At 69.1% G+C, this 13892-nt stretch carries 14 protein-coding genes; 13 read left to right on the top strand and 1 reads right to left on the bottom strand.

Annotated features, from left to right (window positions below):
* Positions 1-11: 11 nt before the first annotated feature.
* The 12 genes from LRR16_RS07190 to LRR16_RS07135 all read left to right on the top strand — a co-directional run bounded on the left by LRR16_RS07190 (position 12) and on the right by LRR16_RS07135 (position 12215).
* Complete coding sequence (locus LRR16_RS07190; protein WP_006576770.1) at positions 12-317, top strand: recombinase-like helix-turn-helix domain-containing protein; 306 nt, start codon at positions 12-14, stop codon at positions 315-317.
* A gap of 49 nt (positions 318-366) precedes the next feature.
* Complete coding sequence (locus LRR16_RS07185) at positions 367-1437, top strand: aromatic ring-hydroxylating dioxygenase subunit alpha (RefSeq protein ID WP_232205340.1); 1071 nt, start codon at positions 367-369, stop codon at positions 1435-1437.
* Positions 1430-2212 (top strand): SDR family oxidoreductase, encoded by a 783-nt coding sequence (locus LRR16_RS07180; RefSeq protein WP_232205339.1) that lies wholly within the window; start codon positions 1430-1432, stop codon positions 2210-2212. Before LRR16_RS07185 ends, LRR16_RS07180 begins: the two co-directional genes overlap by 8 nt.
* Positions 2213-2283: 71 nt before the next feature.
* A complete protein-coding gene (locus tag LRR16_RS07175; protein WP_006576773.1) occupies positions 2284-2820 on the top strand; it encodes a cupin domain-containing protein in 537 nt (178 codons plus the stop codon).
* A 34-nt stretch (positions 2821-2854) separates the two neighbouring features.
* Entirely contained in the window at positions 2855-3676 is an 822-nt protein-coding gene (locus LRR16_RS07170) for an IclR family transcriptional regulator (RefSeq protein ID WP_006576774.1), read from the top strand.
* 15 nt (positions 3677-3691) lie between these two features.
* Positions 3692-4495 carry an SDR family oxidoreductase gene (locus LRR16_RS07165; RefSeq protein WP_232205338.1) on the top strand — a complete coding sequence of 268 codons (804 nt, stop codon included), beginning with the start codon at positions 3692-3694 and terminating at the stop codon, positions 4493-4495.
* Positions 4488-6248, top strand: a complete 1761-nt coding sequence (locus tag LRR16_RS07160) for a thiamine pyrophosphate-binding protein (RefSeq protein WP_023264025.1) — start codon at positions 4488-4490, stop codon at positions 6246-6248. Before LRR16_RS07165 ends, LRR16_RS07160 begins: the two co-directional genes overlap by 8 nt.
* Before the next feature lie 12 nt (positions 6249-6260).
* Entirely contained in the window at positions 6261-7067 is an 807-nt protein-coding gene (locus LRR16_RS07155) for an aspartate dehydrogenase (protein WP_006577555.1), read from the top strand.
* 35 nt (positions 7068-7102) lie between these two features.
* Positions 7103-8578, top strand: coding sequence for an aldehyde dehydrogenase (locus LRR16_RS07150; protein ID WP_232205337.1), 1476 nt, complete (start codon positions 7103-7105; stop codon positions 8576-8578).
* A gap of 23 nt (positions 8579-8601) precedes the next feature.
* Positions 8602-9585, top strand: coding sequence for a VOC family protein (locus LRR16_RS07145; protein ID WP_006577553.1), 984 nt, complete (start codon positions 8602-8604; stop codon positions 9583-9585).
* Between the two features lie 41 nt (positions 9586-9626).
* Entirely contained in the window at positions 9627-10583 is a 957-nt protein-coding gene (locus LRR16_RS07140; RefSeq protein WP_023264027.1) for a PDR/VanB family oxidoreductase, read from the top strand.
* A 336-nt stretch (positions 10584-10919) separates the two neighbouring features.
* A complete protein-coding gene (locus LRR16_RS07135) occupies positions 10920-12215 on the top strand; it encodes an MFS transporter (protein ID WP_370646769.1) in 1296 nt (431 codons plus the stop codon).
* 21 nt (positions 12216-12236) lie between these two features.
* On the opposite strand, the gene LRR16_RS07130 is transcribed toward LRR16_RS07135, so the two are convergent.
* On the bottom strand, positions 12237-12794 hold the full coding sequence (locus LRR16_RS07130) for a MarR family winged helix-turn-helix transcriptional regulator (RefSeq protein WP_232205335.1): 558 nt from the start codon (positions 12792-12794) through the stop codon (positions 12237-12239).
* Between the two features lie 223 nt (positions 12795-13017).
* Between LRR16_RS07130 and LRR16_RS07125 the strand changes: the two genes are divergently transcribed.
* Entirely contained in the window at positions 13018-13848 is an 831-nt protein-coding gene (locus LRR16_RS07125; RefSeq protein ID WP_006579284.1) for an IclR family transcriptional regulator, read from the top strand.
* The last annotated feature ends 44 nt before the right edge of the window (positions 13849-13892 follow it).

The following is a 13892-nucleotide window of genomic DNA, read 5'->3' as shown; positions in this document are numbered from 1 at the left end:
GAGCAAGCGCAATGGAAATCCTCGACTACAACCCGCAGCTCGCGCCCTGGGACAAGCCCGCGCCGAACAACGTGGCGGGTAAGGGCTATATCGAGCGGCCGGGCAAGGTGCCCAACATCGTCTGGCAGACACGCTCGGCACTGCCGACCGCTTACGAGAACGCGCTCGGCGATGCGCTCGAGTCCGCCTTCGAAGCAGGCGCGACGACGCCCGAAGACGTGGTGCGCGCCTTCAACCGCGCCGGCTTCCTGACCGCCGATGGCCAGCCCTGGACCGAGGCGCGCTTCCTGGCCGAGATGCAGCGTCTGGGCGCCTGACCCAGACGACCCCCGACGACACCCAGCGGTCCCGCAAGAGAGAACAACGATGGAATCGAACAAGCAAGCCCGCATCGAAGAACGGCTGAACACCGGCCTGCGCAACTACTGGTACCCGGTGGCCGCGTCGTGGTCGGTGACCCATGCGCCGATCGGCATCACCCGGCTGAGCCAGAACATCGTGCTGTGGCGCGACGGCGCCGGCCAGGTCCATGCGCTGGAGGACCGCTGCCCGCACCGCGGCGCACGCCTGTCGATGGGCTGGAACCTGGGCGACCGCGTCGCCTGCTGGTATCACGGCGTCGAGGTCGGCGGCGACGGACAGGTCAAGAGCGTGCCGGCGGTCGAGAGCTGCCCGCTCGAAGGCAAGACCTGCGTGCGCAGCTATCCGGTCCAGGAGAAGGCCGGCGCGATCTTCCTGTGGTTCGGCGAGCGCGCGCCGCTCGACGGTGCCGACAGCGCCGACACGCTGCGCTTGCCCGAAGAGCTGGAGAACCCGGAGCACAGCCACTTCCTGTGCGTCGCGCACTGGGACTGCAACTACCGCTACGCGATCGACAACGTCATGGACCCGATGCACGGCGCCTACCTGCATGCGGTCTCGCATTCGATGGCCAGCGGCGAGAAGCAGGCGGTGATGGCCGTGCGCGAGACCGAGCACGGCCTGATGTTCGAGAAGACCGGCCAGCGCGGCGTCAATTTCGACTGGGTCGAGTTCGGCGAGACGGGCACGATGTGGCTGCGCCTGGCGATCCCGTATCGCCCGAAGGTCGGCCCCGGCGGTCCGTTCGGCATCGTCGGTGTGGCCACGCCGGTCGACGAGGAACACTGCATGGTGTTCTTCTGGCGCACCCGCCATGTCCAGGGCTGGGAGCGCGATGTCTGGCGCTTCCTCTACCGCAACCGGCTGGAGAAGCTGCACTGGGACGTGCTGGAGCAGGACCGCGTGGTGCTCGAATCGATGGCGCCCAACGCCCGCGAGCACGAAATGCTCTACCAGCACGATGTCGGCATCACGCGCGTGCGCCGTCTGCTGCGCCGCCGCGCCGAGCAGGAACTCGCCGATGCGCCGATCGCGATGCTGCAGCCGGCGGCCTCGGGGGTCGCCAGCCATGCCTGAGTTCCAGCATCCCGGCGACACGTCGTCGATGCTCGCCGGCCGCAAGGTGCTCGTTACCGGCGCCGCCCGCGGCCTGGGCCTGGCCTTTGCCACCGCGATCGCCGAGGCCGGCGCCTCGGTGGCGATGGCCGACATCCTGGCCGATCGCCTGCATCAGGAAGCCGAAGCGCTGGCCTCGCGCGGCCTGCGCGCGGTGGCGCTGCCGCTCGATCTGTCCGATCCCATCTCGGTGCAGGCCTGCGCCGCCGAGGCGGTGCGCACGCTGGGCGGCCTCGACGGGCTGGTCAACAACGCCGCGGTGACCGACTCCGGCGGGCGCGACGCCAGCGCGATCGATATCGACACCTGGGACCGCGTGATGAACGTGAACGTGCGCGGCACCTGGCTGATGACCACGGCCTGCCTGCCCGCGCTGCGCGACAGCGGCCGCGGCGCCATCGTCAACCTGGCCTCCGACACGCCGCTGTGGGGCGCGCCGAACCTGCTGGCTTATGTGGCCAGCAAGAGCGCCATCATCGGCATGACCCGTTCGCTGGCACGCGAACTGGGCCCGGACAACATCACGGTCAATGCCGTGGCGCCGGGCCTGACGCTGGTCGAGGCCACCGAGTACGTCCCGCAGAAACGGCACGAGCTCTATCGCGAGCAGCGTGCGATCTCGCGCGAGCAACTGCCCGCCGATGTCTGCGGCGCCGTGCTGTTCGCGCTGTCCGATCTTTCCCGCTTCGTGACCGGCCAGACCCTGGCGGTGAACGGCGGTTTTGTCATGCACTGACGTCACCGACGTCACTGAAGACCCCGAAGACCCTGAAGACCTGAAGACACCGAAGACCGAAGGAAATCCAAATGAGCGATCTCTCCGAACAACAAGACCTCAAGCGCAGCTGGGACCGTCCCGAGGGCGCCTCGTTCGAGCAGTGGATGGAGGGCCGGGTCGCGCGCTTTGCGACGCGCCGCTACGACTGGAACGCGCTGAAGTTCCAGGCCGACTACGACCCGAAGTACCGCCGCGCGCAGATGCGCTATCTCGGCACCGGCGGCACCGGCGTGGCAGCGGACAGCAACACCGTGCCGTCGGAGCACTTCACCTTCTCGACGATGATCATTCCGGCCGGCCATGAAGGCCCGTCGCACCTGCACACCGATGTCGAGGAGGTGTTCTTCATCCTGCGCGGCAAGATCAAGCTGGTGCTGGAGAAGGACGGCGAGCGCTACGAGACCATCCTGACCGATCGCGACCTGGTGTCGGTGCCGCCGGGCGTCTATCGCGAGGAAATCAATATCGGCGAGGAAGACGCGCTGATGTGCGTGATGCTCGGTGCGAAGAAGCCGATCACGCCGACCTATCCGCCCGAACACCCGCTGTCGAAGATCAAGCGCTGACAGCAGCGGCCACCCGCCCCGACCCCGGATTCCCATGACCGACCCTCTGCCGCCGGACACCGTCCAGGACAAGTACATCGTGCCCGGCCTCGAACGCGGCCTGCGGCTGCTCGGCGAATTCAGCCGCGCGGAACGCACGCTGAGCGCGGCCGAACTGGCGCGCCGCCTGCAGGCGCCGCGTTCGACCGTGTTCCGCCTGCTCGCCACGCTGGAGATGCTGGGCTTTGTCGAACGCAGCGACAACGGCCGCGAATACCGGCTTGGCATGGCCGTGCTGCGGCTGGGCTTCGAATACCTGGCGTCGCTGGAGCTGACCGAGCTCGGTGCGCCGCTGCTCGACCGGCTGCGCGACGAGACCGGCTATCCATGCAACCTGGTCGTGCGCGACGGCCGTTCGATCGTCTACGTCGCCAAGTCGGTGGCGCCGCGGCCGTTCGCCAGCAGCGTCAACGTCGGCACGCGGCTGCCCGCGCATGCAACGGTGCTGGGCCGCGTGCTGCTCGAGGACCTGACGCTGGCCGAGCTGCGCGAGCTCTATCCCGAGCCGCGACTGGAAGCCTTCTCCGAGGGCACGCCGCGCACGGTCGACGCGCTGTTCGAGATGGTGCAGACCGACCGCGAGCGCGGCTACGTGCTGCAGGAGGGCTTCTACGAGGCCAGCATCTCGACGATCGCCGCGCCGGTGCGCGACCGCAGCGCCCGCGTGGTGGCCGCGATGGGCGTGACGATCCCGGCCTCGCATATCGATCCCGGGGAACTGGGCGGCATGGTCGAGAAAGTCAGGAACACCGCGGGCGAACTGTCGCGCCTGCTCGACTACCGGCCGACGCTCGGCCGCAAGGTGGTCAACCTGTGAACGGAGCAAAGCAAGATGTCCATGATTGAACTCGGCGGCAAGGTTGCCGTCGTGACCGGCGGCTCCTCCGGCATCGGCCTGGCCACGGTCGAGCTGCTGCTGGAGGCCGGCGCCGCGGTGGCGCTGTGCGGCCGCGACGCCGACCGGCTGGCCACCGCCGAGGCGCAGCTGCGCGACGCGCATCCGGGCTGCCGCCTGCACGCCGCGACCTGCGACGTGCTGCAGCCCGAGCAGGTCCGCGCCTTCGCCGCCGAGGTCGAGACCACGCTCGGCCCTGCCGACATGCTGATCAACAACGCGGGGCAGGGCCGCGTCTCGACCTTCGCCGATACCGAGGACCAGGCCTGGCTCGACGAACTGCAGCTGAAGTTCTTTTCGGTGATCCACGCCACCCGTGCCTTCCTGCCGCAGCTCGAACGATCGCCCAACGCGTCGATCGTCTGCGTGAACTCGCTGCTCGCGGTCCAGCCCGAGCCGCATATGGTCGCCACCTCCGCCGCGCGCGCCGGCGTGCACAACCTGGTGCGCTCGCTCGCCACGGAGTTCGCGCCGAAGGGCATCCGCGTCAACGGCATCCTGCTCGGCCTGGTCGAGTCGGGCCAATGGCGCCGCCGCTTCGAGGCGCGTCCCGAAGCCGACCGCCATCTGGACTGGGCCGCGTGGACCGCACGCCTGGCGCAGCACAAGCATATTCAACTCGGCCGTCTCGGCCTGCCGCAGGAGGCCGCGCGCGCCATCCTGTTCCTTGCCTCGCCGTTGTCTTCGTACACCACGGGCAGCCACATCGATGTTTCCGGAGGACTCTCCCGTCATGCGTAACGAACAACCCCAACAAGATCAACAAGCCGTGCGCGAGCAGCAGGTCACCGTCGGCTGGGCCATCGCGGCCTTCCTCGAGCAGTGCGGCGTCAAGGCGGCGTTCGGCGTGATCTCGATTCACAACATGCCGATCCTCGACGCGATCGGCGAGCGCGGCAAGATCCGCTTCGTGCCGGCGCGCGGCGAGGCGGGCGGCGCCAATATGGCCGACGCCTGCGCGCGCACCACCGGCGGCCTGGGCGTCTGCCTGACCAGCACCGGCACCGCCGCCGGCAATGCGGCCGGCGCGATGGTCGAGGCGCTGACCGCCGGCACGCCGCTGCTGCATATCACCGGCCAGATCGAGACGCCGTACCTGGACCAGAGCCTGGCCTACATCCACGAAGCGCCGGACCAGCTGACGATGCTCAAGGCCGTGTCCAAGGCCGCCTTCCGCGTGCGCAGCGCCGATACCGCGATCAGCACCATCAAGCTGGCGGTGCAGACCGCGCTGACCGCGCCGACGGGCCCCGTCAGCGTCGAGATTCCGATCGACATCCAGGCCGCGCTGATTCCGCTGCCGACCGATCTGCGCCCGCTGCCGGTGCCGACCCACGTGCCTTCGGACCATGCGCTGGACGCGCTGGCCGAGCGCCTGGTCCAGGCGCGCCGTCCGCTGCTGTGGCTGGGCGGCGGCGCCCGCCATGCCGGCGCGCAGGTCAAGCGGCTGCTGGACCTGGGCTTCGGCGTGGTGACCAGCACGCAGGGCCGCGGCATCGTGCCCGAGGACGATCCGCGCTCGCTGGGCGCGTTCAACCTGCACAAGCCGGTCGAGCAGTTCTATCAGACCTGCGACGCGATGGTCGTGGTCGGCTCGCGGCTGCGCGGCAACGAGACGCTGAAGTACGAGCTGAAGCTGCCGCGTCCGCTGTTCCGCGTCGATGCCGATCCGGCCGCCGAGGGCCGCTGCTACCAAAGCGACTACTTCGTCAGCGGCGACGCCGCGCTGGTGCTCGACGGCCTGGCCGACCGGCTGCAGGCCCGCATGCGGATCGACCCGGCGTTTGCCGGCGACCTGCGCCGCGCCCACGAGATCGCGGTCAAGGGGCTGGTCGACGGCCTTGGCCCGTACTCGGCGCTGGTCGAGGCGCTGCAGGGCGCCGTGGGCCGCCACTTCAACTGGGTGCGCGACGTCACCGTGTCGAACAGCACCTGGGGCAACCGCCAGCTGCGCATCTTCGATTCGCGCGCCGGCGTGCATGCGCTCGGCGGCGGCATCGGCCAGGGCCTGGCGATGGGCATCGGCGCCGCGGTCGGCGCCGCGGCGACCGGCTCGGGCAAGAAGACCTTCTGCCTGGCCGGCGACGGCGGCTTCATCCTGAACCTGGGCGAGCTTGCCACGGCGGTGCAGGAGCGTGCCGACCTCGTGATCGTGCTGATGAACGACAAGGGCTACGGCGTCATCAAGAACATCCAGGACGCGCAGTACGGCGGGCGCCGCCACTACGTCGACCTGCATACGCCGGACTACGCCGCGCTGTCGAAGGCGCTGGCGCTGCGCCATCGCCGCGTTAGCCGCCTCGACGAGATCGGTGCCGCGCTCGATCAGGCTACCGTCGAGCCGGGCCCGTTCCTGCTGGAGATCGACATGCTGTCGATCGGCAGCTTCAAGACCGCGTTCGCCGGCCCGCCGGTCAATGCCGCGGAGTCCACGCAAGAGCCGGCACAAGGTGCGGCCGAACGTGCGGCCGAGCGCGCCACGCTGACTGCCTGAAGGAGAACGGCAATGCTGCATGTGTCGATGGTGGGCTGCGGCGCGATCGGGCGCGGCGTGCTGGAGCTGCTGAAGTCCGATCCCGACGTGGTGTTCGATCTGGTCATCGTGCCGGAAGGCACGATGGACGAGGCGCGCAGCGCGGTGTCCGAGCTGGCGCCCCATGCCCGCGTCGCCACGCATCTGAGCGAAGCCGACCGCCGTCCCGACCTGCTGGTCGAATGCGCCGGCCATCGCGCGCTGGAGGAACACATCGTGCCGGCGCTCGAGCGCGGCATTGCCTGCATGGTGGTGTCGGTCGGTGCGCTGTCCGAGCCCGGCCTGGCCGAACGGCTGGAAGCGGCGGCGCGGCGTGGCGGCACCCAGGTGCAGCTGCTGTCGGGGGCGATCGGCGCGATCGACGCGCTGGCGGCCGCGCGCGTCGGCGGACTCGACGAAGTGGTCTATACCGGCCGCAAGCCGCCGCGCGCGTGGAAGGACACGCCGGCCGAGCAGCGTGTCGACCTCGATGCGCTGGACGGACCGACGGTGATCTTCGAGGGCAGCGCGCGCGATGCGGCGCGGCTCTATCCGAAGAACGCCAACGTCGCCGCGACGCTGTCGCTGGCCGGCCTGGGCCTGGACCGCACCGCGGTCAGGCTGCTGGCCGACCCGGGCGTCGAGGAGAACGTCCATCACGTGGAAGCGCGCGGCGCCTTCGGCGGCTTCGAGCTGACCATGCGCGGCAAGCCGCTTGCGGCCAACCCCAAGACCTCGGCGCTGACCGTGTTCAGCGTGGTGCGCGCGCTGGGAAACCGCGCGCATGCGGTATCGATCTGAACAGCCGAATCCAACGCGAACCCGAAGACGCGAACATGAAGACGCAAGACCTTCTCCCCATCTGTATCGCCGGCCAATGGCGTCTCGGCGGCGGCGACCGCTATGCCACGCGCTATCCCGCCACCGGCGAGGTCGTCGCGGAACTGCGCGCGGCCAGCCTCGCCGACGTCGAGGAGGCGGTGCAGGGCGCGCAGCGCGCCTTCGAGACCAGCGGCTGGGCACAACGCAAGCCGCATGAGCGCGCCGCGGTGCTGTATCGGGTCGCCGAGCTGATCCGTGCCCGCGCCGAGCCGCTGGCGCAGCGCCAGCGGCTCGACAACGGCAAGCCGATCAGCGAGACCCGCGCGCTGGTCGCCAGCGCCGCCGGCACCTTCCAGTTCTTTGCCGCCGCCTGCGAGACGCTGGAGGAAACGCTGACGCCGCCGCGTGGCGACTTCCTGACGATGAGCGTGCACGAGCCGATGGGCGTGGTCGCGGCGATCACGCCGTGGAACTCGCCCATCGCCAGCGAGGCACAGAAGCTGGCGCCGGCGCTCGCCGCCGGCAACGCCGTGGTGGTCAAGCCGGCCGAGGTCACGCCGCTGATGGCACTGGAACTGGCCGCGATCTGCGAGGAAGCCGGCGTGCCGAAGGGCCTGATCAGCGTGCTGCCGGGCAAGGGCTCGGTGATCGGCGATGCGATCACGCAGCACCCGCTGGTGCGGCGCGTGTCGTTCACCGGCGGCACCACCACCGGCAAGCACATCGCGCATATCGCCGCCGACAAGATGATGCCGGTGTCGCTGGAACTGGGCGGCAAGTCGCCGACCATGGTGTTCGACGATGCCGATCTCGACCACGCGGTCAACGGCGTGCTGTACGGCATCTTCAGCTCGTCGGGCGAGTCGTGCATCGCCGGTTCGCGGCTGTTCGTCGCGCGCTCGCTGTATGAGCCGTTCATGGACCGCCTCGCCGCCGGTGCCGCGCGGCTGCGCGTCGGCGACCCGGCCGACGAGCGCACCCAGATGGGACCGCTGATCACCGACCGCCATCGCGATTCGATCGAGTCGTTCGTCGCGATGGGCGTCGAGGAGGGCGGCCAGCTGCGCACCGGGGGCATGCGGCCAAGCGTGCCCGGCCTGGACAACGGCTACTTCTATACGCCGACCATCATCGAAGGGCTCGATAACCGCGCCCGCATCTGCCAGCAGGAGATCTTCGGACCGGTGCTGGTGGCGATGCCGTTCGACGACGAGGACGACCTGATCGCGCAGGCCAACGACAGCGTCTATGCGCTGGCGGCCGGCGTCTGGACGCGGGACTACAAGCGCGCCTGGCGCGTGGCGCGCGCGGTGCAGGCGGGCAACGTCTGGATCAACACCTACAAGCAGTTCTCGATCTCGACGCCGTTCGGCGGCTGGCGCGACAGCGGCCTGGGGCGCGAGAAGGGACGACTGGGAATCCTGCAGTACATGGAGCAGAAGAGCGTGTACTGGGGCCTGCATCAACAACCGCTGCCGTGGGCGAACTGAGCCGGCGGCCGCTGGAGACCGACATGAATCAAGTACTGGGCATCGACGAGATCGTCTATGGCGCCGACGATTTCGACGCCTGCCGCGGCTTCTTCAACGATTGGGGTTTGATCCTGAAGCGCGACGACGCGCAGGGGCTGGACTTCGAGACGCTGAACGGCTGCCGCGTGCTGGTGCGCCGCATCGACGATCCGGCGCTGCCGCCGGCGATCGAGGCCGGCCCCACGCTGCGCGAGGTGGTCTGGGGCGTCGATACGCCCGCCGCGCTGGACCGCATTGCCGCGGCGATCGCCGGCGAAGCCAGCTTCGTCCACCAGGGCGGCGGACAGGGGGACGAAAGCGTGCGCATCGGCTGCACCGATCCCAACGGCCTGGCCGTGCGCTTTCAACTGACCCGCAAGCGCGACGTCGAAGTCGAATGCGCGGCGATGAACACCTGGAGCGCGAAGCCGCGCGTCAACCAGCGCGGTCCGATTTACGAGCGCGCCACGCCGATCGAGGTCGGCCACGTGGTGTTCTTCGTCAAGGACGTCGACGCCACCGAGCGCTTCTACACGGACAAGTTCGGCTTTGTCGCGTCGGACCGCTATCCGGGCCGTGGCGCCTTCCTGCGCTGCGCCGACGAGGGCGGCCATCACGACCTGTTCCTGCTGCAGCTGCCGCAGCCCAAGAGCGGGCTGAACCATGTCGCGTTCACCGTGCGCGATATCCACGAGGTGTTCGGCGGCGGCATGCACATGTCGCGCACCGGCTGGGAGACGCAGCTCGGCCCGGGCCGCCATCCGATCTCGTCGGCTTACTTCTGGTACTTCAGGAACCCGGCCGGCGGGCTGATCGAGTACTACGCGGACGAGGACCACTGCGACGCCCACTGGGAGCCGCGCGAATTCGAGCCGGGGCCGACGATGTTTGCCGAATGGGCGATCGAAGGCGGCATCGACGGCAATACCCGCCGCCAGAAGAACGCCGGCGGCCCGGAAGGGAAGTTCCTGACCGAGAAACGCTGAAGACGACGCCCCCGGCGCAAATGGAATCAGAAGGAAGTGTGATGAGTGCCAGCCCCACCCTGACGATGCGCGTGCAGGCCATGCGCTACGAAGCCCGCGGCGTCGTCAGCATCGAACTGCAGGACCCCGCGGGGGCCGCCTTGCCGGAATTCAGCCCCGGCGCCCATATCGACCTGCATCTGGGCAACGGCCTGGTGCGCAGCTATTCCCTGTGCGGCGCGCCAGAGGCGCGGCACAGCTACACCGTTGGCGTGCTGCTCGACCGCGGCAGCCGGGGCGGCTCGCGCTATGTCCATGAGCAGTTGCGCGTCGGCGCGACGCTGCCAGTCGGCGCGCCGCGCAACAACTTCGAACTCGACGAGAGCGCCTCGCACACGGTGCTGGTCGCCGGGGGCATCGGCGTAACGCCGATCGTCTGCATGGCCCGCCGGCTGCATCAGCTGGGCCGCGCCTTCACGCTGTTCTACTGCGCGCGTTCCCGCGAGGAGGCGGCCTTCGTGGCCGAACTGCAGGCCTATGGCGATGCGGTGCGCCTGCATTTCGACGCCGAGGCCGGCGGTCCGCCGGATCTGGCCGCCATGCTGGCCGGACTGGATCGGGGAACCCACTTCTATTGCTGCGGCCCGGGCCCGATGCTGCAGGCCTTCGAGTCGGCCTGCGAGGCGCATGGCTACCCGAACGTCCATATCGAGCGCTTCGCCGCCGACCCGTCGGTCGAGGCGGTGCAGGACGGGGAGTACGCGGTGTCGCTGGCGCAGACCGGCATGGAGGTCAAGGTGCCCGCCGGCAAGTCGCTGCTCGACGCGCTGCTCGAAGCCGGTATTGCGGTCGACTACAGCTGCCGCGAAGGCGTATGCGGTTCCTGCGAGACGCGTGTGCTCGGGGGCGAGCCCGACCATCGCGACGGTGTGCTCAGCAAGGCCGAACGCGCTGCCAACCAGTCGATGATGGTGTGCGTGTCGGGCTGCAAGGGCAAGCGGCTGGTGCTGGATCTGTAGCCGGGCCGGCAGCCCATCCCTTCCACGGCGCGCCGTGTCGGCGGCGGCGCCGTTTCCTCCCCACGCAGTCCGTTCCCACGACAGGTCCGCGCCGTGGCCATGCCCACCGCCGCGGACCGGCCACGGCAATTTCAGGAAGCAAGCATCGTGTTGACAGAAAGACAAGAGCTGGCGCCCGCCAGTGTTCCGGGGCCAGCCACGGCCATGTTTCGTGGTGGCGCGGATGGCGCAACCGCTGGCGCCGGTGCCGGTGCTTCCGCCACGGCCTCGGACGCCGCGGGCGGCGTGACGCGCGGCCAGATCGTCGCCCGCATCGAGCGCCTGCCCAACAACCTGATGCATGTGAAGGCGCGGCTGCTGATCGGGCTGGCGACCTTCTTCGACGGCTTCGACGTGATCGCGATTGCCGCGACGCTGCCGCTGCTGATCGCTCAGTGGTCGCTGACGCCGGGCCAGATCGGTTTCCTGATCGCCGCGCCCTCGGTCGGACAACTGGTGGGCGCGCTGTTCTTCCCGTGGCTGGCCGAGCGCTACGGCCGGCTGCACTCCATCGCCTGGAGCGCCGGCATCATCGGCCTGATGAGCATCGCCTGCGGCTTCGCGCCTTCGTTCGAGCTGTTCGCGTTGCTGCGGATCGTCCAGGGTCTGGGCCTTGGCGGCGAGCTGCCGGTCGCCGCGACCTATATCAACGAGGTCACGCGCGCGCATGGCCGCGGCCGCTTCGTGCTGCTGTACGAGGTGGTGTTCCCGATCGGCCTGCTGGTATCGAACGGGGCCGGTGCCTGGCTGGTGCCACGCTACGGCTGGGAGGTGATGTACTTCATCGGCGGCGTGCCGATCGTGCTGTTCTTCGTGCTGCGCAAGATCCTGCCGGAGTCGCCGCGCTGGCTGGCCGAGAAGAACCGCATGGCCGAGGCCGACCGCGCGGTGCGCGCCTTCGAATCGCATGCGCGCACGCCGCTGCCGCCGGTCGGCGATGCCGCGGCGTTCGACGCGATGGCGGCCCGGCACCCGCGGCGCCGCGTGCGCGATCTGCTCAGCGGCCCCTACCTGGGCCGCACGCTGGCGGTGTGGATGCTGTGGGCCACCTGCGGCTTCATCCAGTACGGGCTGTCGACGTGGCTGCCGACGATCTACAAGACGGTCTACCACGCGCCGCTGCAACTGGCGCTGAACCTGGCGGCCGGCGCCTCGGTGCTGGGCGTGGTCGGTTCGCTGGTCTGTGCGATGGTGGTCGACAAGGTCGGCCGCAAGCCGGTGATCAACGTGTCGTTCGTGCTGTGCGCGCTGTCGCTGGCGCTGGCGGGACTGCTGCACGAGCAGTCCGTCTATGTGGTCGCCACGCTGTGCGCGTTCGCGATGGGCTTTCTGGCCAGCGGCTTCATCACCGCCTATGTCTATACCCCGGAGCTGTATCCGACCAGCGTGCGAGCGATGGGCTGCGGGTTCGGCGGCGCCTGGCTGAAGATCGCCGCCATCTTCGCGCCGACGCTGATCGCCGGCACCATCGGCAGCGGCGACCTCAGCGGCGCGTTCTATGCGCTCGCGCTGGTGCCGTTCGCGGCGGCGCTGACGGTGCACTGGCTCGGCATCGAGACCAAGGGCAAGGTGCTCGAGCAGCTCGAGGCGTGAGAGCGCATGCCACGCGGTGACTTACTGTTCTTCCGGGATACCGGGGTCGACCCCCGGGCCCATCACGCATCGCGCATGCAATTTCCGCAGCGCGCGATACAGGGCCTCGCGTTCGCCGGAATCCAGCAGATGCAGCACCGCGGCCTGATGGCGCCGCGCCAGCGGGATCACCTGATCGTGCAGCGCCATGCCTGCGGCGGAGATTCGGCAAAACAGCTTTTTACGCGGCGTATTGCCCGCGTTGGACAGCTTCACCAGCCCGCGCTGTTCCAGCAGCCGCAGCGTGCGGCTGACCAGCGCCTTGTCCGAGGTCGACTGCACCACCAGTTCGGCGAAGGGCAGTTCCCCCCAGTGAGCGAGCAGCGCCAGCAGCCGCCATTCCGGCACCGTCAGGCCGAACTGCTCGGCGTAGGGCTGGGTCACCGTTCGCCGCAGCGCGTTGACGAGCTGACCCAGCATCGTGGTCAGGAAGTCGTCGACCGTCAGGCCGGTTCCCTGTTCATCGAGGCCGCTCCACGGCGTGCGCGCCTTGCGCGTTGCGGCGGCGTCCTTGCGGTTGACCTCAGCGGATGTCTTCATCGTATCGGCATGGATCCAAGGGGAAGATGGGCGGCGATTGTCGCACGGGGATCGGCGACGGCAGATTGGAAGCGGCGCCGGGACGGAAGCGATTCTGAAGTCGTGCGCCAATCCATAAAGGAAGACCGCGCCAGCCGGTCCTTTCCGTTCCCGGCGCGCCCGTGTTATATGAGTGTCGATCATCTGGATGGAATGCCAAATTCCAAGAATTCGAGAACCGACCATGAACAACGCTTCCCTGCCCGACGATTCCCAGGAACGGTACATCGTGCCCGGCCTGGAGCGCGGCCTGCGCCTGCTTGGCGAGTTCAACCGCACCGACCGCACGCTGTCGGCGGCCGAACTGGCGCGGCGCCTGCAGATTCCGCGCTCGACCGTGTTCCGCCTGCTTGCCACGCTGGAGATGATGGGCTTCGTCGAGCGCACCGACGGCGGGCGCGAATTCAAGCTCGGCATGGCCGTGCTGCGGCTGGGCTTCGAATACCTTGCCTCGCTGGAGTTGACCGAACTGGGCCGGCCGCTGCTGGAGCGGCTGCGCGACGACATCCAGCTGCCGTGCAATCTGGTGGTGCGCGACGGCCGCTCGATCGTCTACGTCGCCAAGTCGGTGGCGCCGACGCCGTTCGCCAGCACCGTCAATGTCGGCACGCGGCTGCCGGCGCACGCCACCGTGCTCGGGCGCGTGCTGCTGGAGGATCTGACGATGCCCGAATTGCGGCAGCTCTATCCGGAGCCGCAGCTCGAAGTATTCTCCGACAGCACGCCACGGACCGTCGAGGAACTGTTCGACATGGTCCAGCGCGACCGCGAGCGCGGCTATGTGCTGCAGGAGGGCTTCTTCGAGGCCAGCATTTCCAGCATTGCCGCGCCGGTGCGCGACCGCAGCGGCAAGGTCGTCGCGGCGATGGGCGTGACCATTCCGGCGGCGAAGATCGATCCGACCAGGCTCGATTCGCTGGTCGAGAAGGTCCGCGGCGCGGCCCTCGAGCTGTCGCGCCTGCTCGACTATCGGCCTCAGGACGAGGGCAAGGTGGTGCCGCTGCATCGCGGCTAGCCGCCCACGGCAAAGCGCGGCCCGACGGCCGCGGAAACGGGAGA

It is taken from the genome of Cupriavidus sp. UGS-1 (genome assembly GCF_021213615.1).
In the GTDB taxonomy this organism is placed as follows: domain Bacteria; phylum Pseudomonadota; class Gammaproteobacteria; order Burkholderiales; family Burkholderiaceae; genus Cupriavidus.
Note: the sequence above shows the minus strand (reverse complement) of the source record. Positions and strands in the feature narration are given on the sequence as shown.